27 protein-coding genes are annotated in these 24,505 nt (G+C 53.4%); 1 reads left to right on the top strand and 26 read right to left on the bottom strand.

What is annotated here, in order from left to right; all coding sequences use genetic code 11:
- Positions 1–101: 101 nt before the first annotated feature.
- A complete protein-coding gene (locus tag KI236_RS10305) occupies positions 102–677 on the bottom strand; it encodes an SLOG family protein (protein ID WP_117570213.1) in 576 nt (191 codons plus the stop codon).
- Between the two features lie 151 nt (positions 678–828).
- Between KI236_RS10305 and KI236_RS10300 the strand changes: the two genes are divergently transcribed.
- Positions 829–1,158 carry a helix-turn-helix domain-containing protein gene (locus tag KI236_RS10300; RefSeq protein WP_117570214.1) on the top strand — a complete coding sequence of 110 codons (330 nt, stop codon included), beginning with the start codon at positions 829–831 and terminating at the stop codon, positions 1,156–1,158.
- Positions 1,159–1,301: 143 nt separating this feature from the next.
- Here KI236_RS10300 and KI236_RS10295 read toward each other — a convergent pair whose 3' ends face one another.
- The 25 genes from KI236_RS10295 to KI236_RS10180 all read right to left on the bottom strand — a co-directional run bounded on the left by KI236_RS10295 (position 1,302) and on the right by KI236_RS10180 (position 24,378).
- Positions 1,302–1,523, bottom strand: a complete 222-nt coding sequence (locus KI236_RS10295; RefSeq protein ID WP_118730113.1) for a hypothetical protein — start codon at positions 1,521–1,523, stop codon at positions 1,302–1,304.
- Positions 1,520–3,292, bottom strand: a complete 1,773-nt coding sequence (locus KI236_RS10290) for an antirestriction protein ArdA (protein WP_228738146.1) — start codon at positions 3,290–3,292, stop codon at positions 1,520–1,522. The genes KI236_RS10295 and KI236_RS10290 overlap by 4 nt, the downstream gene beginning before the upstream one ends.
- Positions 3,293–3,305: 13 nt before the next feature.
- The gene (locus tag KI236_RS10285; RefSeq protein ID WP_118730115.1) at positions 3,306–3,521 is read right to left on the bottom strand and encodes a transposon-transfer assisting family protein; all 216 of its coding nucleotides are present in this window, start codon (positions 3,519–3,521) and stop codon (positions 3,306–3,308) included.
- 1 nt (position 3,522) lies between these two features.
- Positions 3,523–4,716: a MutS N-terminal domain-containing protein gene (locus KI236_RS10280; protein WP_118730116.1), complete on the bottom strand. Its 1,194-nt coding sequence runs from the start codon at positions 4,714–4,716 to the stop codon at positions 3,523–3,525.
- A gap of 12 nt (positions 4,717–4,728) precedes the next feature.
- Positions 4,729–6,618 carry a DUF3849 domain-containing protein gene (locus tag KI236_RS10275; protein WP_118730117.1) on the bottom strand — a complete coding sequence of 630 codons (1,890 nt, stop codon included), beginning with the start codon at positions 6,616–6,618 and terminating at the stop codon, positions 4,729–4,731.
- A gap of 16 nt (positions 6,619–6,634) precedes the next feature.
- The gene (locus KI236_RS10270; protein WP_118730118.1) at positions 6,635–7,393 is read right to left on the bottom strand and encodes an adenine nucleotide alpha hydrolase family protein; all 759 of its coding nucleotides are present in this window, start codon (positions 7,391–7,393) and stop codon (positions 6,635–6,637) included.
- Positions 7,390–9,459 carry a DNA topoisomerase 3 gene (locus KI236_RS10265; RefSeq protein WP_118730119.1) on the bottom strand — a complete coding sequence of 690 codons (2,070 nt, stop codon included), beginning with the start codon at positions 9,457–9,459 and terminating at the stop codon, positions 7,390–7,392. The genes KI236_RS10270 and KI236_RS10265 overlap by 4 nt, the downstream gene beginning before the upstream one ends.
- Complete coding sequence (locus KI236_RS10260) at positions 9,456–10,235, bottom strand: DUF4366 domain-containing protein (protein WP_118730120.1); 780 nt, start codon at positions 10,233–10,235, stop codon at positions 9,456–9,458. The genes KI236_RS10265 and KI236_RS10260 overlap by 4 nt, the downstream gene beginning before the upstream one ends.
- Positions 10,228–10,464 (bottom strand): DUF4315 family protein, encoded by a 237-nt coding sequence (locus KI236_RS10255; RefSeq protein ID WP_006573549.1) that lies wholly within the window; start codon positions 10,462–10,464, stop codon positions 10,228–10,230. The genes KI236_RS10260 and KI236_RS10255 overlap by 8 nt, the downstream gene beginning before the upstream one ends.
- A gap of 16 nt (positions 10,465–10,480) precedes the next feature.
- Positions 10,481–12,685 (bottom strand): C40 family peptidase, encoded by a 2,205-nt coding sequence (locus tag KI236_RS10250; RefSeq protein WP_212821644.1) that lies wholly within the window; start codon positions 12,683–12,685, stop codon positions 10,481–10,483.
- A complete protein-coding gene (locus KI236_RS10245; protein ID WP_230427128.1) occupies positions 12,685–13,515 on the bottom strand; it encodes a DNA-methyltransferase in 831 nt (276 codons plus the stop codon). Before KI236_RS10245 ends, KI236_RS10250 begins: the two co-directional genes overlap by 1 nt.
- A gap of 152 nt (positions 13,516–13,667) precedes the next feature.
- Positions 13,668–14,261: a nitrogen fixation protein gene (locus tag KI236_RS10240; protein ID WP_212821643.1), complete on the bottom strand. Its 594-nt coding sequence runs from the start codon at positions 14,259–14,261 to the stop codon at positions 13,668–13,670.
- Positions 14,262–14,275: 14 nt separating this feature from the next.
- Positions 14,276–16,675 (bottom strand): VirB4-like conjugal transfer ATPase, CD1110 family, encoded by a 2,400-nt coding sequence (locus KI236_RS10235; protein ID WP_212822034.1) that lies wholly within the window; start codon positions 16,673–16,675, stop codon positions 14,276–14,278.
- A gap of 1 nt (position 16,676) precedes the next feature.
- On the bottom strand, positions 16,677–17,057 hold the full coding sequence (locus KI236_RS10230) for a PrgI family protein (RefSeq protein ID WP_212821642.1): 381 nt from the start codon (positions 17,055–17,057) through the stop codon (positions 16,677–16,679).
- Positions 17,026–17,514: an XF1762 family protein gene (locus KI236_RS10225; RefSeq protein ID WP_008396842.1), complete on the bottom strand. Its 489-nt coding sequence runs from the start codon at positions 17,512–17,514 to the stop codon at positions 17,026–17,028. The genes KI236_RS10230 and KI236_RS10225 overlap by 32 nt, the downstream gene beginning before the upstream one ends.
- Positions 17,502–18,071 (bottom strand): MT-A70 family methyltransferase, encoded by a 570-nt coding sequence (locus KI236_RS10220; RefSeq protein ID WP_050618447.1) that lies wholly within the window; start codon positions 18,069–18,071, stop codon positions 17,502–17,504. The genes KI236_RS10225 and KI236_RS10220 overlap by 13 nt, the downstream gene beginning before the upstream one ends.
- A gap of 13 nt (positions 18,072–18,084) precedes the next feature.
- Positions 18,085–18,954 (bottom strand): VirB6/TrbL-like conjugal transfer protein, CD1112 family, encoded by an 870-nt coding sequence (locus KI236_RS10215; RefSeq protein WP_005934793.1) that lies wholly within the window; start codon positions 18,952–18,954, stop codon positions 18,085–18,087.
- A 39-nt stretch (positions 18,955–18,993) separates the two neighbouring features.
- Positions 18,994–19,209: a Maff2 family mobile element protein gene (locus KI236_RS10210; RefSeq protein ID WP_005934794.1), complete on the bottom strand. Its 216-nt coding sequence runs from the start codon at positions 19,207–19,209 to the stop codon at positions 18,994–18,996.
- Positions 19,210–19,303: 94 nt separating this feature from the next.
- Positions 19,304–19,519, bottom strand: a complete 216-nt coding sequence (locus tag KI236_RS10205; RefSeq protein WP_005934794.1) for a Maff2 family mobile element protein — start codon at positions 19,517–19,519, stop codon at positions 19,304–19,306.
- Between the two features lie 134 nt (positions 19,520–19,653).
- Entirely contained in the window at positions 19,654–21,408 is a 1,755-nt protein-coding gene (locus tag KI236_RS10200) for a VirD4-like conjugal transfer protein, CD1115 family (RefSeq protein ID WP_408059067.1), read from the bottom strand.
- Positions 21,409–21,419: 11 nt separating this feature from the next.
- Positions 21,420–21,911, bottom strand: coding sequence for a PcfB family protein (locus KI236_RS10195; RefSeq protein WP_005934796.1), 492 nt, complete (start codon positions 21,909–21,911; stop codon positions 21,420–21,422).
- A gap of 128 nt (positions 21,912–22,039) precedes the next feature.
- Positions 22,040–22,894, bottom strand: coding sequence for a DUF6017 domain-containing protein (locus tag KI236_RS10190; protein WP_212822032.1), 855 nt, complete (start codon positions 22,892–22,894; stop codon positions 22,040–22,042).
- A gap of 46 nt (positions 22,895–22,940) precedes the next feature.
- Positions 22,941–23,702 carry a phage antirepressor KilAC domain-containing protein gene (locus tag KI236_RS10185; protein ID WP_228738144.1) on the bottom strand — a complete coding sequence of 254 codons (762 nt, stop codon included), beginning with the start codon at positions 23,700–23,702 and terminating at the stop codon, positions 22,941–22,943.
- Positions 23,695–23,943, bottom strand: coding sequence for a hypothetical protein (locus KI236_RS12170; RefSeq protein WP_117570518.1), 249 nt, complete (start codon positions 23,941–23,943; stop codon positions 23,695–23,697). Before KI236_RS12170 ends, KI236_RS10185 begins: the two co-directional genes overlap by 8 nt.
- A gap of 126 nt (positions 23,944–24,069) precedes the next feature.
- Positions 24,070–24,378 carry a DUF6050 family protein gene (locus KI236_RS10180; RefSeq protein WP_005934801.1) on the bottom strand — a complete coding sequence of 103 codons (309 nt, stop codon included), beginning with the start codon at positions 24,376–24,378 and terminating at the stop codon, positions 24,070–24,072.
- Positions 24,379–24,505: the final 127 nt, after the last annotated feature.

Below are 24,505 nucleotides of genomic sequence, written 5' to 3'. Positions count from 1 at the left end.
GTACACGTTTCCAATAATCACTGAGCAGTGCAATGGGTATTCGCTATCGGGAAATACTTCACGGTTTTCACAACGCTTGATTCAGAAGGGATTTTTTTGCCTTATTCCCGCGTGACATCAAGGGAAACCGGATTGATGACGATGATGGTCTTGCCCTTTTTGTGGGCATATCTCACGGTATTCCCGGTACCGCTGGGGCATCCATTCCATACTGCGAGAATATAATCGGCGTGATCGACCATGTACCGATTTCTCTTGTCCATGCAGTCCGGCGTGTACTCCCGTTGCAGCATGGTCTCCTTGTCACACTTTGCCGCGATATTATAATACCGTTCCCGTGAAGCCACAGACCATTTGATCGCTTGTGTCTCACAAGGGATTGCGCTTTCCAGAGTAATGCGAGGGTATTTTGATTTCAAATCGAGTACAATTTCCGCAGCGTACATATCGACGCCAAGAGCCATGCCGGTAATAAAATGCGTGACGCCCTCGTTCTCGATGAGTGCTACAATCTGATCCCGCATAACAGACTTCAAAGAAGTACAACGCTTATCGGATTCATCAAAGCCGAACGGAAGACTCTGTGGTCTATGACCGGTAAACGCACAAGTCTTGCCTTGAACGGATTGCTTTTCAGCTTTTTGAGCAGACTTTCTAAACTCAATAATGCGCGACATGACACCCCTTCTTTCACTCTTTTGGTAGGTAACTCCATTCTATCACCCTCATCACGGACAGTCAACGCATTGTCGTTAGTAAAATCAACGACAGCGTGCCGTGGATAATGACACCGCCGTTAGGTACACTAAATGCAAAGGTGGTGAGGCTATGCGAGAGAAGAAGGACATCAATATTGAAATCGGCGGCAATATTCAAGTGGCAAGAGAACAGGCGGGATATACGCAGGACACGCTCTCAGAAATGCTTGGCATGACGCCGAATCACCTGAGTGCTATTGAGCGTGGTGCTTCCGGTATCTCTCTCGAAGCCTTGCAGCGTCTTTGCCGTTTGCTCGGCGTCAGCGCAGACCGAATTATTTTTGGGACTGACGCGCCAGAAGCGGAAGCCCTTGCGCTTGCCAGACGTATTTCGGATATTAAGCCGGAATACCGGCAACAGGTTCAAGAGCTGCTGTCCGCTATTTTGAATATGTCGTAAAAAAAGAGCCTCTGCCGACACCCAAAACGGGCATCGACAGAGGCTTTTGGTTCGTTTTCCGGGCATTCAAACAAGTGCCGAAATCGACACTTATTTCTGCGCTAAAGAAGAAATTGCGCAGGGAATACAATCACTTAGGTTGGTCAATTTGCGCCGCTCTGGGGCTTGCAATCACAGGCTTTTTCGCCCCCTAACTGTCTACACTGCGATGCCTTGCGGGAGAAGTGCGGACAGGCGATGAGATCCGCGCGGAAACTCTGCTTGCAGCTATGGACGCAGCGGACGCAGAAGCGGTTATACTTCCGGCGTCCGCTGTCCCCGATGAAGAATGACCACTCCTGCCGCCATTTCTGACTTCTGCTCACAGCTCAATCTCTCCTTTGTGCTTTTTGGGAGGGCAGCATTCCTTCTGCTTTTCAGCCTTTGCAGACTTGAGTCTGTCCATGATGGAGGACTTTTCGCCCCTTTCGGGGGCTTTGACCTCTGCGGTCTTGTCCTCCTTCGGACCGTTGTTGATGATCCCATCAATCATGCCGTAGTCATCCTCCATCGACATCTCCGCCGCCTTGAGGTAGTTTTCCTTCTCAAGAGCTGCCATCCAGCTTTCCTTGCTGATACCGAGCATTCCGCCCTTTGACGCATGATCGGCAATCTCTTTGGCATCTACGCACAAGCCCTCGGTGTTATCGGAATAGAGACGGTAAACCTCGCAACCCTTCTCCAAAGCCTTCTCAGCCGCCTCCTGACCGGCGGGAAGAACACCAGCCCATGCGTAGCCGTAGTCCTTCATATCCTGAACGGAGAGCGCGGGATCGGGCATTTCCGGCACTTCCTTGACCTCAAGGTCGAGAAGGCGGAGCGTGTCATCGTCAAAGCCGTTGTAGACATCATCAAGGACGAGCTTGCCGCGCTCATCGACGATGATGCAAGCCGCCTCATCGCCGTAGGTGTCATGCTCCATCAGATAAAAGCTGTGACCGCCGACTTCGTGCTGGTCAATGGTGTGCCACGTCCCGATGTGACCGGCAACCGTCAGCCCGGAGGTGTCGGCGTTCATCTCGAAGTCCTTCTGCTCGATGCTTTCCTGCTTCTGCTGCTCCTTCGAGATCATGGGGATCGCCACAATCTTATCGCCCAGCTTGACAAACTGCTCCGGCACTTTGAAGTGGTCAGCGAACTTCTGCATCTGCTCTACGGTCAGAGAGTCGAAGCTGTCATCCGTCAAGCCGACCACCATGAATGTTCCGGCAACAACATCGTAGATGTCACCGTCCTCATCACGCAGAGCGCGGTTCAGGGGCAGACCTTCCAGCTTGCCTTCCTCGTTGCAGACTAAGGCAACCGGGTCTTCGTAGGGATAAATTGCCTCGATGCAGCCGCCGACCTCATGCTGCAAGGACTTGAGATCCGAGTCAATCTCCTTCACATAAGGCTCCTTTCCCGGCTCAACGACGAGAACGGCGATGGTGCTGTCACGCTCGGCGTCTTCCCCTGAGCCGGTGATCCGGTATTCGTCGGGAATATCGTCCAGCTCACCGTTAAACTGCCTGTCCCAGCGTTCGCTTGCGACGCGGACATAGCCTTCATCGGTGAAGCGTCCCTGTTCATCATAAGCGATGTCGTGACCATAGCGTTCATAGTCGATGTAGTCTGCCAGAGGACCGAGATCCTTTTCGGAGTAGATACCGGCTTCGTTGGCATAGTAATAGCCGAGGTCATATTCGTCGTTGATACCGGGCATGATGTCGTAGCAGTCCAGATTGAACGTCAGGTTGATGAGATCGTCGATGTCGCTGACCTCATCGCAGCCAGCCTCCATAATGGCAACGAGCTTTTCCTGATCGCTCAGGGAAAGCTCGTCAATCAAAGCGGCAAGGTAGTTGAGCTTATCAAGGCTCTCGTACTCGCCAAGCATCTTCTGAACGCCATAGATCGGGCATTCGTAGTCGGTGATAAACCACTCTTCGTAGGGCTGACCGAACTCATCCTGCTTGCCGATCCCGATACGCTCAAAGACCTTCTGCATCTCTTCCTCGGTGGTGGGCAACTTCACCCACTCACCGATCAGCATACCCTCGTTGTACTTGCCAAGGTTCGTGACGAAGGCTTCAAAATCACCGTCTAATACGGGCATAGGCATCCTCCTTTCAGTCATCCACCATGCCGTCCGGCATGATATACAGTTCCTCAAACTCCGCGTCGGTCATGACTTCGAGCTTCCGGACGGTCTTATACATCAGCTCCGCAATCTCACCGTCCATGTCGTTCAGGGTGACGCTCTTCATATCGTCGATCAGCCGCTTCCGGCTGGATGTGTTGAAGCAACACATCAGGTTGATTTCTTCCACGGTAAAGTTTTTCATATCAGAGTTCCATATCCTTTCCTTTCAATTTCTGCGGCTTCGGTGTGTGAGGCGGCTGTGCCTTCTGTGCGGATTTCAGTTTGTCACGGATGGATTCACGGGCAGCGGGCTTCTTCGGGATGGTGTCGTAGATGGCAGTTCCGGCATCCTCCACATAGGCGCGGACATACTGGATGCTCTCAGAAAAGCGGATGGGGCGGTTCTTGTCCTCGATGTTGGTCAGCCGGACTTCATCAGCGGCAAAATCAACCGCGTCGATTCTGCACTTGATCCCATCCACATTCAGCGTTGCGCCGACAGGAATGTAATCTGCGGCTTTGAGTTCCTTGAAGGTCTCGCCGTCCTTGCTGAGAAAGACATCCATGCCGGACTTCCAGAGCTTATGAGAACCAGCTACCCATGCGCTTTCACGGAAACCAGTAACCGGCACAGAAGGCTTGCCGCGCACCTTCTTTTCAAGGAGTTTTGTGCCGAGAAGCGGCGCGGCTTTCTCTGCGTCCTTGCCGTACAGCTCAAAATAGCCGTTCTGAGCAAAGCAGACCAGCGCGTCGGGATGCGCCTTTTTGACTGCCTCGTACTTACGGAGTTCTGCAACGGGCAGAGGCGAAAGCGCCTCTGTCCTTTCTGCATCCGGCAGTCTGTCACGGCGGCTTTTCTGCTTGGACAGCACTTCCGCCAGAGCATCCGCGTCCTTCGGGAGCGTCTGGTGGGTTTTGACGCCTCCATGCTCACCGACCAGAGCCATTGCTGCATCGAAGCTGCTGCGGCAGGGGGCGTCCAGCACAAAGCCGTCTGCGAAGGTCAGCCGGTCATGATCCGGCGCAACCGAGTTCTGCGCCACATTTGCCGCCTGTTCCCGGTAGTTGATCTCAAAGACATCCCCGAACACCTTGCCGCGCTTGACGGCTTTTGGGACGATGACGCGGGCAATGCACTCGTCGTAGGTCTGTTCCGCATAGAAACGGAAGGTATTGTGATCTCGCGTTCCCTGAATAAAGACCTGATTTTCGTTGAGGCAGTGCGTTCCATGCGGACGGCAGAACCACATCAGCGTCTTGTCTTCGGGATTCTGACTTTCGGCAGCGCGGCGGATGATGCGCTTGTCGATGTCGAAGTCTTCCTTGTAGCTGTCTACATGACTGTCCACGAGCTTCTGCAGCTCCGCAACGATGTCAACGTCTGTGTATTTCTTCATGCGTCTCCTTTCTCACAACTCCATGTCGTGCGTTTTGGATTTGACCGGAGACTTCTTCTCCGGCTGCTGTTTTGCGGCAGTCCTGAGCTGATCGCGGATGGAGGGCTTTTCCTGCTTCTGCTCCTGCCTGACGTATTCCAGCGTCGGCATCAGCTCACGGTAGCAGCCCTGTGTTTTTCGCGCCGCATGACGGCGATGGATTTTGAACAGCGGCTCACCGTTCTGCGTGACCGTGTTGCCCTCGATCCTGATGCCGTTCCGTGCCAGCAGATTGAAGGAATGGTTAGAGGCGCGATAGGACGCCCGCATACCGTCGTTGTTATAGGCAATCTGCCCCTTGAGCGTGTCCATGACGGCGGCTTTGATCTCCTTCTCTTCGGCAGTCAGGCGGTGCGCTTTCGGTGCTTTTGCCGCTTCCTCCGGCAAGGGCGCAAAGGGAGGCTTGACCTCCACGGTTTTTACCTCAATAGAGGTAATCTCATCATTCTCCCATGCAACAACCTCCGGGTCTCTTTCCTCTGTTTTTTCAGGCATGACTTCCTTCTGGGGTTCTGTCTGCTGACGGAACGCATCCACGAAAAGTGCCGTCAGTCCGGGATTGGGTTTATCCACAAGGAAGCGGGAGGCATTCTCCGGGCAGACATCAACGGTCTTCGCCCATTCCTTGAGGGGCTGCGGAATACGCCCATCAAAGTCTTTCTGCTGAATGGTGTTTGCAAGGACATATCGGACACGCTCCGGAGAGAACTGCTCAAGGACGCTTTTCACGGCAGCATCCGCATCCAGCCGGTTGTCTCCGTAGTTAGAACTGATTGCCGCCTCAATCGCACGGCGGCATTCCACGTTTGCAGCGAGAGAAGCACGATATGACTCCAGCTCACCGGCTTCATAAGCATAATTCGCCGTCTCGCGGTAAATGGGGACTTCCGGCTTTTCTTCCAGAATGGCTTCCTTTGCAGGAGCCTCGGCTTCCTTCTCTGCGGACTGCGCTTTTTCTGCCAGCAGCACCTTGAGCTTGCCGTCAATGCCCTCAATCATCTCAGCCGCCGTCTTGCGGATGGTGTCCAGAGAGCTTTTCAGTTCCTTGGTTTCCTTGCCGGATGACCAACCGGCGATATAGCCGAAGGAATAGTCTGAGGTTTCGATGCCGTAACGCTGGCAGACGGTGTAGGCAACGCTTTCCGCTTCAACCTCCTTGGTGTGCCGATCCTTCTTATCTTCTGGCGCGGCTTTCTCATCCGGCTTGACGGCGTGGAGCTTTGCGTGGGCGATCTCGTGAATGGCGGTCTTGACCGTCTGGATTTCGCTCATGCCCTCCTGAATGGCAATGCGGCTTTCAACCGGAGAGAAGAATCCCTTTGCACCGCCCGGAATGTCCTCAAAGGAAATAGGGACGGGAGATTCCTGCTTGAGCGCATCGAAGAACGCCTCGTAGTTTTCGACGGTGCCTTTCAGCTCATCGACGATGATGTCCGGAAGCTCCTTGCCGTCCGTCTGGGAAACATCAAAGACACTCACCACCTTGAAGGCAGGACGCAGAACCTCAACTGTTTCTGTGACCGCCTTCCCATCTGCGCCGATCACCGGCTTCTGCGTCGCGGGGTCAATCTTCTCACGCTCTTCCTGCGCCTTGTACGGCGCGGGTGCAAGAATCTTGATGCCCTTTTCGCCTTTCATGACCTGACGGTCAAAGTTGCGCTGCCACGAGGTATAACCAGCAACATAGGTTGCCTCTGGCTTCTGCATCGCAATGAGCAGCGTGTTGTTGAAGGAATAGTTGTAGAACTTGGACATCGTGCGGAGATATTCCTTGAACCGCTCGGATTCAAAAAGCTCCTTGATGCCCTGTTCCAGCTTGTCCGTGATTTCGCGGACTTGCTGTGCATTTTTGTTTTCAGCCATCTCAAACCTCCATTTCTTATTTGCTTTTGGGCGAAGAAAACCCCGTCTGGGATTTGCTCAGTAAACGAGCCTTTACCTCAGACGGGGTTTCTCTGCGCGTCATCCGACGATGGAAGATGTTATCCTCGTTCTCCCATTCAATCAGCCGGTCAAACATATCCGGGTGCTTTGTGACCATGTGCAACAGCTCCGAGTCACTGGCGTTGGGACAGAACCAGCAGCCGTTTCTTCGGCAGTGAGCGTAGATTGGGGAAAGCAGGCCGTGTTCCTGACAGAGCTTGTAGGCGTCCGCCTCGGTCATACCGTATTTGGCAAGCAGACTGACCTTCGTTATTCCATCCAGACGAGCAAGGCGTTTTGGCTCATCCTCCGCAATGCCGACATAGCTCACAGTGTCCGGCGAGAGCGTGGCGTTGTACTTGCGGACGGGCGGGATTTTGCAGTCCCGATTGACTGCGCACATACCAGCCCATGCGAAGCCGCGAACCTCGCCCTTATGCGGTCCGCGGGTGATGACGTGATGGAATACGTCATCGTAGGTCTTGCCTGCATGGAGAATGGTGAACTTGATGCCCAGCTCCTTTTCACAGAAGGGCTTGAGCCGGTCATAGATGAAGTCCCGGTGTTCCGGGACTTCACCGCTTGTATCTTTGTCGAACATGACCTCACTGAACACGGCTTCATCCAGCGGTTCATTGTGCTGTGCAGCCAGCAGGAGCGTCGCTACGCTGTCTTTGCCTCCGCTGCATGAAGCAACATACTTTGGGCGGGTCATCGATCAAACTCCATCTTGAAGCTGACGTATTTGCCGCCGCTGTCATCCAGCCGGATCACCGCATCATAGAGCTGAGGCTTCTTCGGCGTGTAAAGCCCGGTCACTCGGCACCAGCCCTTGTCCAGCATCTCCTTTGCAATCTTCTTGGTCAGCTTCTTTTTCTTGCTGGAAAAGAACTTATTGTCTTCCCACAGGCAGAAGGAGCATTCCTTGTTCGAGCAGTAGAAATTGCCCTTGCCGACATAGACCGGAGAGCCGCAGCGGGGACACTTGCCGATTTCCTCCTTGCCCGTGCCGAAACGCTGGGCTTCGGCATCGGAGAGAAACGGATAGGCTTTCACGAGATCACCGGTCATCCGGACAATGCCGCTGAGGAAAGCGTCTGCATCCGCATTGCCGCGCTCAATCTCCATAAGCGTGTTTTCCCATTCCGCCGTCATTGCGGGAGACGTGATCTGTTCCGGCAGGACGCAGACAAGGTTGCAGCCGTCCTTCGTGGGAATGAGAGACTTACCCTTGCGCTCTGCAAAGCCGGACTTCACCAGCTTTTCAATGATACCGGCGCGGGTCGCGGGTGTTCCAAGACCTTTCTTCTCGGTGTCATCGTCAAACTGATCGTTTCCGGCAGTCTCCATTGCAGACAGGAGCGTGTCTTCCGTGTACTGCTTCGGAGGCGTTGTGAAGTGTTCGGTGACGCTGGCGGACACATTATCCAGAACATCGCTCTCATGGACTTCGGGCAGGGACTTCATGGGATCGTCCTTTTCCTTCGTCTTGACGGAAGCCTTGAACAGCTCTTCAATGGCTTTCCATCCGTTTTGAGCGACGGTCTTGCCCTTGGCTTTGAACGCATAGCCCTCGCAGGAGAGCGAGATCTGCGTCTCTGCGTAGGTGTGCTTCTCGCCGGTCGCACACAGAAGGCGCATCCCAACAAGATTGAGGATTTTCTGCTCCGACTGAGGGAGAGCCGAAACATCCTGCTTTTCAAGCTGGACGGTCGGGAGAATAGCGTGGTGATCTGTGACCTTGCTGTTGTCGGTTACGCGGGCAATGTCCGGAGTAACCGAAACGCCGGAGAAAAGCGGAAGCTTGCGGCAGACAATAGAAATGACCTGACGGGCGGTGTCCTCCATATCATCCGTAATAAACTGGCTGTCCGTGCGCGGATAGGTCAGGAGCTTCTTTTCGTAGAGTGTTTGTACGAGATCGAGCGTCTGCTGGGCGGTGAAGCCGTAGTAGCGGTTAGCCTCGCGCTGCAAGGTAGTCAGATCATAGAGCTTCGGAGGATTGACGGTTTTCGTCTCCCGCTTGAGAGAAGAAACGACGGCTTGCTTTTTCTCGCAAGCCGCCGCAATTCTTTTTGCTTCCTCTTCGGTTTTGACCTTTTCCAGATCGGCGGTCAGATCGCCCTTGCCGACGTGGACGTTGAAATACTTCTCCTTCTGGAAGGTTGAGATTTTCCCGTCACGCTCCACCAGCATTGCAAGGGTCGGCGTCTGGACGCGCCCGACCACCAGCTTCTTATGATAGAGCGTGGTGAAAAGGCGGGTGCCGTTGATGCCGACAATCCAGTCTGCCTTCGAGCGGCTGAGTGCCGCTTCATAGAGACGGTCATATTCCTTGCCGTCCCGGAGATGGTTGAAGCCTTCGCGGATGGCGGAGTCCTCCAACGAGCTGATCCACAGACGCTTGAAGGGCTTGGTGCATCCGGCTTTGTTGTAGACCAGCCGGAAGATCAACTCACCCTCGCGTCCTGCATCGGTTGCGCAGACCAGCTCGGTGACGCGCTTGTCCTTCATAAGAGCGGACAGCACCTTGAACTGCTGTGCTTTGTCCTTTGTGACCTCGAACATCCAGTTTTCCGGAACAATGGGCAGATCGTCATACCGCCACTTGGCATACCGCTCATCGTAGGAGCTGGCGTCTGCCAGCTCCACCAAATGACCGAAGCACCACGAAACGATGTAGTTGCCGCCTTCCATGTAGCCGTCCTTGCGGGACGTCGCGCCCAACACCTTTGCGATGGACTGGGCGACGCTGGGTTTTTCAGCAATGACTAAGATCAATCTTCATCACCTTCCGTTTCGGCATCCTCCGCAATCTGCGGCTCATCATCCTCGTTGATGTACGGCTCTTCCTCGTAGCCTTCATCATCAAAGAAGTCCATATCCTCATCCTTGGGCTTTCTGCCCTTGACGAACTTGATGTAGTAATAAGCTGCACCCGCAGCACCGGCAAGGGCAAAGATGACGAGGATCATGCCGACGTTGGACTTCTTTTCGGGTTTAGGGGCGGGAGCATCGGTTTCTGCATCCTTATCCGGCTCAGGTGTAGCGGGGGCTGTGCCGGTGCATTCGCTCATGTTGGTCTTGCAGACCGGGCAGTCGGTGTTGACCTGACCGGCAGCGCATTTTTCCTTGCAGTTACAGGTAGTCAGAGCCGCCGCAGTATCATCATCCAGCAGCGCAAGCAGGTCGCTCTCATCGACCATGTTGAGGAAGTACGTCTGATACTGTTCCTCATCCTCGTTGATGGGCGCATCGTAGTCGATGACAATGAAGAAGGTGTTGCCGCTTTTCGTCTGGACAGTGATGAACTGCTTGTTGGTTGCCCTGTCATAGAGCAAGTCGCGGGTGTAGGCGTTGCCCTCATCGTCAATCGGCTCACCCTTCGGCTTTTCCGGCGTGGGAGTGACTGCGGGCTGCTGTTCGGGCTGAGTTGCCTCCGTAACGGGAAGGTTCTGCTCGGTATCATCGGCGTAGGCAAACGCCGTGACAGAGAAGCAGGACAGAACCATGACGCAGACCGCAAGGACGGTCAGAAAACGAAACTTCTTACGCATTGTCGATTACCTCCGTATTTTCAGCGGGCTTGGTGCCGCCCTTCATGGAAGACAGGAACGCCATGATCTGATCCTTGTCCATCACCATAGAGCGCACGGTGTTGATGATTTCAAGGTTTTCCAGCTCCGTCTTCTTGTCGTACAGCTCCTTGAGCTGTCCTTCGATTTCGGACTTCTTCTTTTCAGCCTTCTCAATGTCGGAGAGGACTTTCTGATACTTGGGATTCATGCAAAACTCCTTTCTTTTAATAGGCGGGTCTTCCGAAGGCGTAGAAATGCTGCTGCCAGTAGGAAGAGTTGATGGATGTGTACTGAATGGGATCGCCGCAGTGGATCATGACCCCATCACCAACGTAGATGCCGACGTGAGACACGCCGGGGGTGTCATACGTCCCGACAAAGAAGATGAGATCACCGGGCTGTGCATTCGCCTTTGAAACCGGCGTACAGACGTTGTAAAGCCCCTGTGCGCCCAGCCGTCCGGTGTTCACAAGTCCGCTGTTCGTGAGAACATAGCTGACGAAGCCGGAGCAGTCAAAGGACGTGTCGGGATTGGAGCCGCCCCACACATACGGATAGCCGAGATACTTTTCCGCCTCGGTAATCAGCGCTGCAAACTTCTCATCGTTCAGGTATTCCGGGTTGACATCGTAGTCGGCGGGAGGATTGGTGATGTACTTGTCCACATAGGGAGAGTCACCGAATAGATCCTCACGGTTGCCCAGCACAGACATATACGTCGCATACATGGAGAGCTGTTCCTGCCCCATGATGTAGACCGGGACATGGGAGAGGTTGAAGTTTTCGAGCTTCACGTTGCAGATGTAGTAGTCATACGGGACACGATAGGTTTCCGTGTGCGTATTGCCGTCTGCATCCGTCCATGTGTCGGTCTCCGTGCGGTATCTGGTTTCGACGATAACCTCTTCGGTGAGAATGTACTGCTTTTCAAACAGCATTTGGAGCGTACCCTGCACCTCATCCAGCGTGAACTCGCCCTCATGGAGAGCCGAGAGAATGGAGATCAGCACATACGGGTCATGCTCAATATCGTCCAGATCGAAGTGGTATTCATCGTAGTTGTGAGTGCTTTCGTAGGTGTCGAGATAGCGTTGCAGCTCCTGCTCCATTTGGCAATACTGCGCTTCTGCGCCCAGCATCGCATCATCCTCGCTGAGATAGGAGGAAGCGATAACCGACGAACCGGTAGAAGTAAGCATCGAACACGAGCTGATTCCGGCACCGAGCAAAACGAGAAGGGCAATTCCGACGCCGATCCAGATGAAGACCTTCTTGTTTTTCTCAAAAAACTCCTTGATCTTGTCGGACACCTTTTCACCGAGCTTCTTGCCGGTATTCTTTGTGGCAGTCCCGGCAGTCTGAGAACCGGCATTTCGAGCGGCGGCATATTCCTTCTTGATGTTCTGCTTCTGGTAGTGCTTGTTCAAGTTCTGCTTCTTCATCTCAGGATGCTCCTGCTGATTTCTCTCATATTGGAGCTTCGCATCGGCAGCATCCGCCTTGTGTTCCAGCTTGGAGACCTTCTCATAAGGCTTGTTGACGCTGCTTTCCCGATGATGACGGAAATGCCTCGCAGCGGTCTCAGCGGCAATCTCTGTTTTATGCGCCGCCTCAACCGCCGAGTTTTCCTGCTCGACCTCATGGATTTTGCCGTGAATGCCGGAAGCGAGGGTGTCACCGACCTTGCGGACGGTTTTATCTGCTTCAAATTGCAGCTTGCCTTTGCCCTTGGGCTTTTTCAGCTCATCCTCAAAATGAAGGCGGGTTTTGCCCTTGCCGGTCTCTTCATCGAAGACACGCTCTTTCTTGAGAACCTTGTGCGTGGGCAGCTTCTCACGGGCGGCATCCAGACGCTCATGCGCCTTCTCGGACTTCCTTTCGAGCTTCTGCATCCGCTTCGTGGGCGGGGCGGCATCGTCCGAGACCGGCTTTGCAGAGGCGGTTTCCGCCGCTTGAGTGAGAATAGCATCCGCATCCACTGCTTCAACCGCAGAGGTCTTGCGCAGCTTGTGTGTGACAACCGTTTCGGCAATCACCGTGCCGGTATGAGAAGAAACGCCGTGCTGCTCTAAAGTTGGAGGCTTGAACGGCGTTTCCGAGGGCAGCGGTTCAGGTACAATCTGGGGTGGATTTTCTGCCCTTTTCTCTTCTGTGACGGACGTTTCCGAGGGCGGCTGCGTGTCGTTATTCTCGGCGTGTTCCGCCTGAAACTGACGCTGCTGACGGCGCATCTGCACCTTTTTCTGTTCCTCCGCAGAAAGAGCTTCGGAAGGTTCTGCTGTCTCAGCGGGCTTCACCAGCTCCGCATCTTCCAGCCGCTTTGACACACGCTGCTCGGTGCCAGCCGTCAGGTTTTCCTCAACCGCGCCCTCCCGCTTCATCCGCAGAACAACCTTGTCGCGGGCTTTGAGTTCCGGTTCCTTGGGCATCAGATTTCACCTCCGATCCGCTTGTAGGCAAGCTCGGTGTATTCTGGGTTCAGCTCTACGCCTACAAAATGCCGCCCCATCTGTGAGGCAACCATGCCGGTTGTGCCGCTTCCCATGAACGGGTCAAGCACAATACCGCCTTCTGGACAACCGGCGAGAAGACAGGTTTCAACCAGCTTTGGAGGGTAGGCGGCATAGTGACCGCCCTTGAAGGGAACGGTGTTGATCTTCCAGACATCGCGTTTGTTGCGGAGTGGATTGATGTCTGCGTCCTTGATCTCGCCATGCTCACGGGGGCGGTTGATGGACTGCGGCTGAGGCTGACCGGGAACGGGTTTGCCGTATTTGTTGCCGCCCTTCATGCCGCGCTTGAGACGTTCTGCCGTCGCGGGAGCAATCGGCTCGGAGATTGCCTTGTAGTCAAAGAAATACTTCTTGGACTTTGAGAACAGGAAAATATGCTCATAGCAGCGGGATAGGCGGTCTTTCACGCTCTCCGGCATGGGGTTATCCTTCATCCAGATGATGTCGTTGCGCAGATACCAGCCGGTATCGCGGAGGGCAAAAGCCAGCATCCACGGAATGCCGATCATGTCTTTCTGCTTGCAGCCCTCAACCTTGTTGTTGAGAGCCACAGCCTGACCGTTTCTGCCGTTGGGGTTCTTCGGATCAACGAAATCACCCTGATTGCCTTTTCCGGCGTAGGTGTCCGAGATGTTCAGCCAGAGCGTTCCATCCGGACGCAAAACGCGCCTGACTTCGGTAAACACTTCCGTCAGGCGCGAGATATATTCCTTCGGCGTTGTCTCTCTGCCGATCTGAGCCTCCATGCCGTAATCGCGGAGCGCGTAATACGGAGGGGACGTCACACAGCAATGAACGCTGTCATCGGGCAGAGTTTTCAGGATTTTAAGGCAATCGCCGGTATGAATGATGTCAAGCTCTATAAAAACCAGCTCCTTTCTTCGGATTTGAGCGCATATCAGTCGGAGTAATACTCGTCCGGCTCGTAGTCCTCATCTTCCATGAAGTCCTTGTCGAGATCGTCAATCTCGTCCGCCCAACGGTCGAAGATTTCCTCGGCTTCCTTCGCCGCCTCACGATAGAGGCTCAACCGGTTCTTCTCGAAGGCAGCGAAGGCGGGGACGAACTTGCCGAACTCGCGGATTGCCTTCACATCCTGCGTGCGCATATCTGCGACGCACTGGATGATTTCGGACATCGTGAGCAGATCGTCGATCATCAGCTCATACTCATCCTTGGGGATAGATACGGCTTCAACATCCGCCGCGTCAGCGAAAGGGGTATTCTCGTCGCTGTTGCTGCTTTCGGGAACATCAACCTTGAAGTAGAAACCGATCATATCCACAGATACCTTGGTCATAATCTGACGCGCCTCCTTGACCTTCTCGTCGATGTCCCCCCTCACATGGAGGTAGGCGCGGTGATGCTTCTTGAGGTCGCTTTCCAGTCGGATCAGATCGGTCAGCTCCCACAGAGCCTTAAACAGCGCGGAGGTGTTCTCTCCGTATTCGATAGCGTCCGCATAGGGAATGGTAATCATCTTGTTGTTCATATTCAAAATCCTCCTTAGTTCTGTACGGTTTCTTCTAAGCGGGTGGTCATGATGCGGTAAAGCTGGGTGTCCTTCGGGAAATCGTCCTTGAAGGGAACGATGGTCGAGCCGTAGAAGATCAGCCCCTCACCGGCATTGGAATTGGTGATGTAGTTCTGCTGGCTGGGCGAGATGTTCAGCGCCTTCGAGAGAATCTGCCGGTCGCCGGATGCCTGATTCAGAAGGTAGACAAAATCCGAGTTTTCAAAGATGTTCTCCACCTCACGGGATGCAAGCAGATCCTTGACGTTCTGCGTGATTCCGGTCGGAATGCCGCCCCATTTTCTGAAACGCTTCCAGATTTCCACGCTGTACGCGGCGGTCTGTTCTTCCTTCAAGAGCAGATGGAACTCGTCCATGTAGTAGCGCGTTGCCTTGTGCTGGGCGCGGTTGATGGTAACTCTGTTCCACACCTGATCCTGAACAATCAGCATACCGAGCTTTTTGAGCTGCTTGCCGAGTTCGCGGATGTCATAGCAGACAAAGCGGTTGTTGACATCCACATTCGTTCTGTGATTGAAGACGTTCAGAGAGCCGTGAACATAGATTTCAAGGGCAGTTGCAATGCGCTGTGCCTCCGGCTCCTTCTGATTTCTCAGAATGTTGTAGAGGTCTTCGAGGATCGGCATTTTCTCCGGCTTGGGGTCTGCAAGAAACTCCTGATAGACCATGCGGACACTGCGGTCAATGATGGTCTTCTCAACCGGCTGCAAGCCGTCCTTGCCGCCGACAATCAGTTCACACATGGAGAGGATGAAGTCGGATTTCAGCGTCAGCGGGTTTTCCTCTTCGGAGTAGTTCGTGTTGATGTCCAGCGGATTGATGTAATCCGTGCTGACCGGCGAGATACGGATGACCTGACCGCCGAGCTTCTGCACGAGGGGGAAATACTCGGCTTCGGGGTCGCAGACGATGATGTCATCCTCCGTGATGAGGAAGGCGTTCGTCATTTCACGCTTTGCGGAGAAGGACTTACCGGAACCGGGGGTACCCAAGATCAGCCCGTTGGGGTTCTTGAGCTGCTTGCGGTCAACCATGATCATATTGTTGGACAGCGCATTCAGCCCATAGTAGAGAGCTTCGCCTCCCTGAAAAAGCTCCTGCGTGGTAAACGGCACGAAAACCGCTGTGCTGGAAGTGGTCAGTCCGCGTTCGATCTCCACCTGATTGACGCCGATAGGCAGAGAGGACATCAGCCCTTCTTCCTGCTGGAAGTCGAGACGCTTGAGCGCACAGTTATACTTTTGGGCAATGGCGGCGGTCTGAAATACCGCGTTTTCGAGCTTCTGGCGATTGGTTGCCGTATTCATGATGAGGATGGTCACGAGGAACAGTCTCTCATTGCGGGTCTGGAGATCCTGCAACAGACGCTTTGCCTCACCGCCGAAGGTGGCAAGATCGGACGGGATGATGTCCATATCGTAGCCGGAGCGGACTGCCTTTTTCTGCTCTTCGATCTTCATCTTGTCGAGGTCGGTGATCTTCATCTTGATGCTCTTGATTGCTTTCGCCTGGTCAATCGTCCGGATATGAAAATTGACCGTGATGTTGCTGTCCATCTCAAGGAAGTCGGCAAGCATACGGTCATTGAGTTCCGGCGCGAGGATTTGCAGGAAGCTCACCGCGCCGATGGTTCTGCCCATCTTGAAGCACTTGCCTTCACGGAAGTCAAAGGAAGTGGGCGCGATGAAGTCCTTCGAGCTGAGTCCCGTCCGGGCAACCATGTCAAAGGAAAAGCGGAACGGCTCATTGGTGTCCATGTTGAATACATCATGAAGCACTTTCAGCCGTTCATAGCCGGACAGCGGTTCCGTTCTCACACCGAGGGTTTTGAAGTTGTTGAGAATGTCGGTTTCAATGCGTTCGAGCTTCGGCTTTGCCGTGCGGAGGGAGTCTGCCTCAATGCCGAAGGTGATGTACTTCTTCTTGACCAGCCCGTTGTTGCCCTTGGTAAGCTGGCTTTGCAGCATACCGGAATACTCGGAGCGGATGTCGTTGAAGGCGTCCTCCTGTGCCGGAATGTTGATGCGCTTGCGGAACTCATTGAGGCTTGCCTTCTGATTGATAAAGGAGAGCTGGACGAAGATCGAGCTGTCGAAGTAGTTCAGAAAGTCGCACCAGTTCTCAAAGATGGCAGTTTTGTCCTCGTTCTGCGCAAGCTGGTAGTTGATGTCCTCAAAGGCGATGGACTTCGTGTAGAGGCGGCTGTTCACCTTACAGATACCGTCACGGCACATCTCCACATAGGGGATGGTCTGCTGGGCGGACTTGCGGACTTTCTTTGCCTTCCTGTCCTTTTTCTTCTGCATGACGATCCGCTTCTTTTCCTGAGCGGAAAGGGCATCGCCGTAAACGACACCGTTTTTGACGGTCATCTTAGGCTTTGCCTTTGCTGTGCCGTTGTTCAAGCTGCAATTCCTCCTGTTCTTTGATTTTCTGCTGAATCTCAGCGTAGAGATTGTTCGTGCGATAGGGACGCACCTTGTCCCGGATGAACATGGACTGTACGATGTGGTACAGATACTTTTCGGCGGGCTGACCGTCCTTCTCGTAAAGCGCGAAGAAGATAAACGGAAGCATGATCACCACCATCAGCATTGCCGCCGTAGACAAGTCGAGATGCGCCTTTGCCAGAAAGAAGATCGGGACGCCGACTGCCGCAGCGATGGAAAAACAAATGAGCTGCCGCTTGGTCAGGTTGAACATGACCTTCGTTTTGACGCGGTTAAGATCCTTCGGGACCGGAACAAATGCCATTGACTGTTTCCTCCTTTCTAAGCTGCTTTTCATAGCGCAGCTTCATTTGTGCGGGATATTGATCCTCCTTCGGTTGACGCTTGCCCGTCCAGCGAAGCCCACCCGCTTTGCCTTGACAGATCCAGCCGGAAGCCCGAAGGCTTGCACCGTTTTCACTTTCCAGTGTGTAGGTGATGATGCGCTTATAGCCCATAGCCGCAGCAGCTCTTGCCGCCGCGCCGTAGAGAAAGCTGCAAGCGTTCTTCTCTCCGTTGGTGCATAGCCTTGTAACCTCCAATGTGAAGCCGTCATCCAGATACCGGCTGACGGGACGCCCGGCGATAATCACGCCGACCAGCTCACCGTCTGCTTCACAGCCGATGGAAAACTTGTGACCGGCAACCGGCTTGTGATGCCGGTGATGCTGCCGGACATACTCGTTGGCGTCTCGAAGAGAGATGGGTCTTAGCCGCAGCATGGTGTTTCCTCCATAGGAAGATGAGCTGTGCATTCGACCTCATTGCCCCAAACGTCCCAGCCTTCGGGGGACTGACGGGCAAAAAGCTCCACGCGGGGAAGGTCTCCCATGAGCCGAACAATGCGCTCCCGCGCTTCATCCGGCTTTTTGGAATGCTCTTCGATGTGGCTGAGGATGACCTGACGCACACCGGCGTCAACTCGCTTCGGATGTCCCTTTGTTGCAAGGATGCAGATTTCGGCGTTCGCCCTTGTCCAATACCCCATGCCGGTGAAGAGGTCATCGTTCTTGCGGTTTTGCTTCACCCATACAAAAGCCACGGTCTTATAAGAAAAGCCCCATGCCGTCAGCACTTCGAGTGCTTCACAGAGGCACGGGAACGTGATCCAGAGGAACAGAGCGCAGTCCTTGGCGGCAAGCTCACCGACCGGAAGTGCCTTGATGTCTTCAATACACATTGTCGGGTAGTGGCTTTCTGCCGACCGTCCCTGCCCCTTCTTGGAATAAGTCCGATACGCCCAAGGGGGATCGGCGTAGATGATGCTGTACTTCTTCATGCTGCCGACCTCCTTAGTGCGCGTGGAAAATGGATTTTGCGAGGCTTCCGGTCTTGAACAGCGAGAAACACAGAATGACCGTATACGCTGCCACAGAGAACAGAGCCGAGTGAATGTTGTCTGCGATAATCATGCCGTTGATCAGCACTGCATAGATGCCGACACAGACCATGATGAGAAAGCCCTGAAATGCCAGAGCGAACAAGCCTTTCAGATAGTTCGTGCCGATGCTGCCCCATTCGCGGTTGCTCATGGTTGCGATGGGAATAGGCGCAATGCTCACGGTGCAGTAAATCTCAATCATGCGCCCGTAGAGAATAACCGTAATGAGGATTGCCATGATTTTGAGGCACAGGCTGATCAGAAGCGTTTCTATTGACAGACCGAGCAGTTCTCCGACGCCCATGTTCTCCATGCCGGTACGCATCTGCGCAATCGTCGCGTCAATGTCAATGCTGGTGTTGCCGTGGATGACTCCGGCTGCACCGGAAACCACGTTCTGCCCGATGTCGAATACTGCCATCACGATGTCAAACGTATGCGTCACGAGGTAGATCGCCACAGCCGCCTTGAAAAACCACTTGAAGAACATCCAAGTGTCCATGTCGTGAAGGTTGTTTTTCTCGGTGATCATGGAAATCAGCTCGTAGCACAAAACGAAGGTGATGATGATACCAGCGATGGGGACTATCACGTTTTCAGATAGTCCCCGGATCATCTGGTACACGCCGCCGTTCCAGCCGGACGGTGTTTGCCCAACTTCGGCGGCAATCGTTCCTACCTTCTCGTTGACATCGGTGAACATATTGGTCAGGTTGCTCTCGATCCATCCGATCAGCATATCCTTGAGAGCTTGTTCGATCTTTTCTAAAATGCTGCCCAATATTTCACCACCCTTCGGTTAAGCTGGGCTTGCCGTGGATTAGCCGAACAAACCGGAGAGCAGGGGGATGAGGGTCGTGCCGATCAGCACCACACCGCCGCCAGCCATGAGCTGCTTGATGCCCTGAGACTTAGCGCCGGGGTTGTCGTTGCCGTAGCCTTCCATGAGGTTGACAACACCCCACACCGCAAGACCTGCGCCGAGGGCGATAACAAGCGTCTGGAGAACCGTAACTGCCTGATTGATAAATGCCATACTTGAATTTCCTCCTTAAATCGTTGGTGAATTGTGAAGGGCGAGTGCCTTTTCCAGCACCCGCCCCGATGGTTACTTCTGCGCGGCTGCCGGATTAACCGAACAGACCGGAGAGCAGAGGGATGAGGGTCGTGCCGATCAGCACCACACCACCGCCAGCCATGAGCTGCTTGATGCCCTGAGACTTGGCGCCGGGGTTGTCGTTGCCGTAGCCTTCCATGAGGTTGACAACACCCCACACTGCGAGACCGGCTCCGAGAGCGATAACGAGCGTCTGAAGAACCGTGACAGCCTGATTGATGAAAGCCATAGATTTTCCTCCTTGATTTGAAAAAGATTGATTGTGTATTTCCGAAAATGGGCATAAAAAAAGAAGCCCCGTCGCTGTTCTGCTTTGGGATGAGCCATCAGGCTTTACCCACTGCGCAGTGCAGCGACGGGGCTTTAATCATCTTCGACCTCGCCCATATCATAGAGGTCGAACGTGTCATCGGGCTTGACTACCAGCTTATGCGTCCGGTACTTTTCAATGTCAAAGGCGTTTCGTTTATCGAAGTCGGAGAGCTGCCTATACTTTGGATGCTTCGTGATGTCGTATTTGTTACTGAGAAAAGGTCTCACGCCTCGAAGCTGTAAAATACACTTGCCTCCGTCCATGACGGCGATCTCATCCTGAGACATCAATTCCTTGCCGGTCTTCTGATAGTTCAAGCCATAAGAGTTGTTGTTGGAACGGGTTTCCGATGTGTTGTAAAGGTCGATTGTTTCCTTGCCCAGCACCTCGCTGATTTCCTTGAGCGTGGATTTCTCCTTGCCGCCGAGGAAAAGTGTGCAGTCGCAGTTGCCCGTGATGGTGTCCGCCGCATCCTTGTAGATGGTCTTGAGCTGAGACTGGGACTGTAAGATGATTGACGCCGAGATTTCCCGGCTTCGGATGGTTGCGATGAGCTTATCAAACTTCGGGATTTGACCGATGTTCGCAAACTCATCGAGCAGACAGCGCACATGAACAGGAAGCCGTCCGTTGTAAACGTCATCTGCTTTGTCGCAGAGAAGGTTGAAGAGTTGGGAATACATGATTGCCACGACGAAATTGAAGGTGTCGTCGGTATCAGAAATGATGACGAACAGCGCCGTCTTCCGGTCTCCGATGGTGTCCAGCTCCATCTCATCGTAGCTCATCAGCTCCCGCAGCTCTGCGATGTCGAAGGGCGCAAGCCTTGCACCGCAGGAAATCAGGATCGACTTCGCGGTTTTGCCCGCCGCCAGCTTGTATTTGCGATATTGCTTGACCGCAAAGTGGTCAGGGTCGCGGGCTTCCAGCTCATCGAACATGACATCCACGGGGTTCTTGAAGGTCTCATCGTCCTCTCTGGCTTCTGAGGCATTGATCATTTCGAGCAGGGTAGTAAAGTTTTTCTCGTGGTCGGGTGCCTCATACCAGATGTAGCCGATGAGAGCTGTGTAGTAGAGCTTTTCCGCCTTGACCCAGAAATCTTCGCCGGACTTATCGCCATCTCCCTTCGTGTTGACGATGATCGTATTGACCAGCTTGAGGATGTCCTTCTCACTGCGGATGTAGCTGAAAGGGTTGTAGTGCATGGATTTTCGGAAATTGATGGTGTTCAGCGACTTGATGACATAGCCGCCCTTTTCGAGCATCTTGCCGCACTCTACCAGCACCGTACCCTTCGGGTCGGTGACAACGTATGAACTGTGCATCTGCATAAGATTTGGTTTTACAAAAAAGCGCGTCTTGCCTGAGCCGGAACCGCCGATGACAAGGATGTTCTTGTTGCGGGCGTATTTCGGCTGCTTTGGACGGCTGTTCATGGTCAGGAACTCCGTCTGCGTCAGAATGACATTGTTGGAGAACTCCGGGTCCATGTACGGCTTGATGTCCTCCGGCTTACCCCATCGTGCAGATCCGTATTCTTCGCCCTGCCGGAACTTCTTGCGGTTCTTGCCCTTGACATAGACCGCCAGCTTGAGCAGCGCACCGGCAACCAGACCGACGAGCAGATCAACGGGATGAAAGCTGGGAAGCGGATTTGCAAAGGCAGTGCCGAACACGGCAAAGCCGTTTGTCAGCTTGTCGATGAACTCTGTGCCGGGAGCGAGACGAAATACGGCGGCAATCTTATCCGCAAAGTAGAAGGCGAAGACATACGGAAGGTTCAGAAGAATGAGCTTCTTCATATCGGGTTTGTTCACAGCTCCACACCCCGATCCTTGGTCTTGACCTTGACTTTCTCTTTGTGCTGTGCCTTGCTCTGGGCTTTCTCCTGATCCAGCTTGTGCCGGATGGACGGCTGTTCCTTCTGCTTGACGGTTTTTGCGGAGAACTCCTTGAACGCGGCGGTCATAACATCAACATCTCGTCCCTTGAAGAAGACAAGATAGCTGGGCGGCTCAACGGAAACGTCCTTCTTGAGCGCAAAGTCCAGACCGTATTTACTGGCTGTTCGCTCAAAGGACTTGATGTTGCCGTCCGTCACTTCGATGTTGGAGATGGCGGCGTTCTGGCTCATCAGATGCTTGATGGACTGCTTGCCGCGATAGGTTTTTGGCTGCTGCATCTGCTTCTGCGCCTTCTCAATCTCCTGCACGAACTTGTCCAGTGCCTTTTTCAGCACCTCGGCTGAGATTTTGCCGCCCTTGATCATGATTGCAACAACTTTGGTGTTGACTTCATCCTGCATTGCAGTGATACCTCCTTTCCTTGAAATGATTGAGGGAATGCTGCCTCAGCTAAGGCGGCACAATCCGGCGACAGATGATTTTCATTTACACTGTCCTCCTTTCCGAGCATTGCTCACGATGGTATTCATTAAAGAGTGTCTTCGCAAAGGCTATAATCGTAGGTCTTCGGCTTCTTTGACCCTGCCGATCTGTCCTGCCCGTAGAAATCATGATTGACGAGCGCGGAGTAGTAATTGTCTATCGTCAGAGAGGCGTTATACAGAGCGGTCAACAGGTACGCCCGGATATTACGGATGTCTGACGGGTTCTTGTTCATTGCTTCCAGAACGTACTCTATGTGGCTGCTATTCAGCTTGAGAAAGCGGGACTTAACCACTTGCTGCGGCATATCCTCGCCATTGATACGGATGGTCGGAGCGGTAGAGCAGACGGCATCCAGCATGATGTCCATGATCTCCCGGAAGCGGTCTTTATCGAACTTCGGATCCTGACAGAGAATGTTGTAGTCAAGATTCTCTTTGATAATCTCTCCATACTCGCTTCGCTCATCCATCCTGTCCATCACATCAAGATTGATGGATTGATAGTTCTTTGAGAGAGTATTTCTTTCTTGTGTAATTACTTGGATAGTATTTCTTTGTGCGGGATTTTCCCTATGGGGATTCTCCACGTCTGGATTCTCCACATCGGGATTTTCCCTGTGTGGATTATCCCTGTGTGGCAAACCGGCTTGCGGCATCTCATAGATGTCGAACTCCGTGCTGACCATTCTGCCCTTATCATCTCTGCCACGGTGACGGACAAGGTAGCCGTTTTCCTCAAGCTCCTTGAGTGCCGAAAGTATGGCGTCGGGACCTTCCTTGCAGAGTGCTGCAAGACCACGGGTGGAGAACTGCCAGCCGTCGTTGAAGGACAGCATCTTTGAGAGAAGACCGACTGCTTTGAGGGAGAGGTTCTTATCTCTCAGGTGGGTATTGCCCATGACCGTGAAGTCACGGGTTTTATTGACGCGATAGACTGACACATGATCACCCTGCCATTTCCGTAGATACTTCAACGCCGCAGATTCCAAAGTAGCGGATGCGGATGACGTTCTTGCCCTTCGGGGTGAAGTAGGTCTGAGAGCCGGTATAGCGGAAGGTCACGAAATCCCGGACGATGAAGAGTCCTTCGTTGCTCTTCTTGTTGTAGGGAAGAAGCTGACCGGAGGGAGAGCGGAACAGATACCCTTCGTTAAGCAGGAATTTGACGAACTTGCGCTCCGGGATTTTCAGTTCCTTCGCCGTGGTGCGAATGTTGGTGCAGTCATCTGGATTGACGAAGACGTCAAAGTAATCGGCTTTCGGTCTTGCGATGCCCAGCTCCGCTTCAAGGGCATTGGCGCGATTCGTTTCCTTGAGCAAGGTCTGCGCAAGCTCTATGATGACCGCCGGTTCCTTCTGAATGCGGTCCAGCAGGGATTCCGTCATGTAGCAGCCGGTCTTGCGGATCATGGGAACAACCTCATCGAACAGCCAGTGTTCAAATCTTTCCGCCGAGGGGAGTTTGCTATGGACAATTAGCCTGTAAACATCACCCTCCGTAATGTAGGAAAGGGACTGCGTACCGCCGCTCGTAAGGGTGTCCCGTTTTAGGACACCCTTGCAATGGTCAATAATTGCCTTGCCGGGTCTGGCATATCCCAATGCTCTTGCAACATCTGAGCCGCAGAACAGAAGTGTTTCTCCGTCGAGGATCGTCCTCACCTCACCGAACTGTTCATTCTTGAAGACTTCGATTTTGTTATCCATGACAGGTTTCCTTTCCGGCATCAGATGTGCCACTTTGATTTTTGAGTGTAGAAACGGGATTGCAGCAGTAGGGACACTCTGCAAACACGCAGGACTGATATTTCCAGTGAGGACGGTGAAAGCGGCAGCTTCGGCACTCAGGGAGAATGCCATCCGCGCCGCTGTCAAAATGCTCAAAGCCGGGTATGGTCTGCATCAGCAATTCCAGTGCTTGCAGATCACCGGCTGTCATGCGTTTCATGCTTAAAAACTCCTTTCCTTCGCCGCATCGCCAGCAAATATTCCGGCTTTTGGGCAACAAAAAAAGAGGGTTTGCTTCTTACTCCAAATTGGAGAAGAAACAAACCCTCTTCGTTTACGATGTAGTTCAGATGATTTCTCGGATGGTATGAATGACACCGAGCAGCAGCCCGATGAAGAAGGCAAGTCCTCCGATAAGACCGCCTATGATTAAGTTCAATGCGAAGATGCCGACTGAGCCGGAGATACCGTAGCCGCTGGGAACGAGCCAGAGGCACATCCTCCGGATGCCAAATGGCAAGCCGACGCAGATCCACATAAGGAAGTAGTCACATACGCCGTCAGGCATATAGATCGGCTTGAGAAATGACGCGAGGCAGAACGCAAGCGCGATTGGAAGCAGAACCTCCTTCAAGAAGACTTTGATAGCACCCACTATATCCTCCTTCTGCCGGAAGTGTGCAGCGGCACACTCCGGCTTGCTTGATTATTGTGAAAGTCCTTTGTTTTCGGTCAAAAAAAGAAGGGACTAAGCCAGAATGCCTTGGTTTTCAAGGTCTTTC

The sequence above is a fragment of the Vescimonas fastidiosa genome, assembly GCF_018326305.1.
Lineage (GTDB): Bacteria > Bacillota > Clostridia > Oscillospirales > Oscillospiraceae > Vescimonas > Vescimonas fastidiosa.
This window is presented reverse-complemented; position numbering and strand designations above follow the sequence as displayed.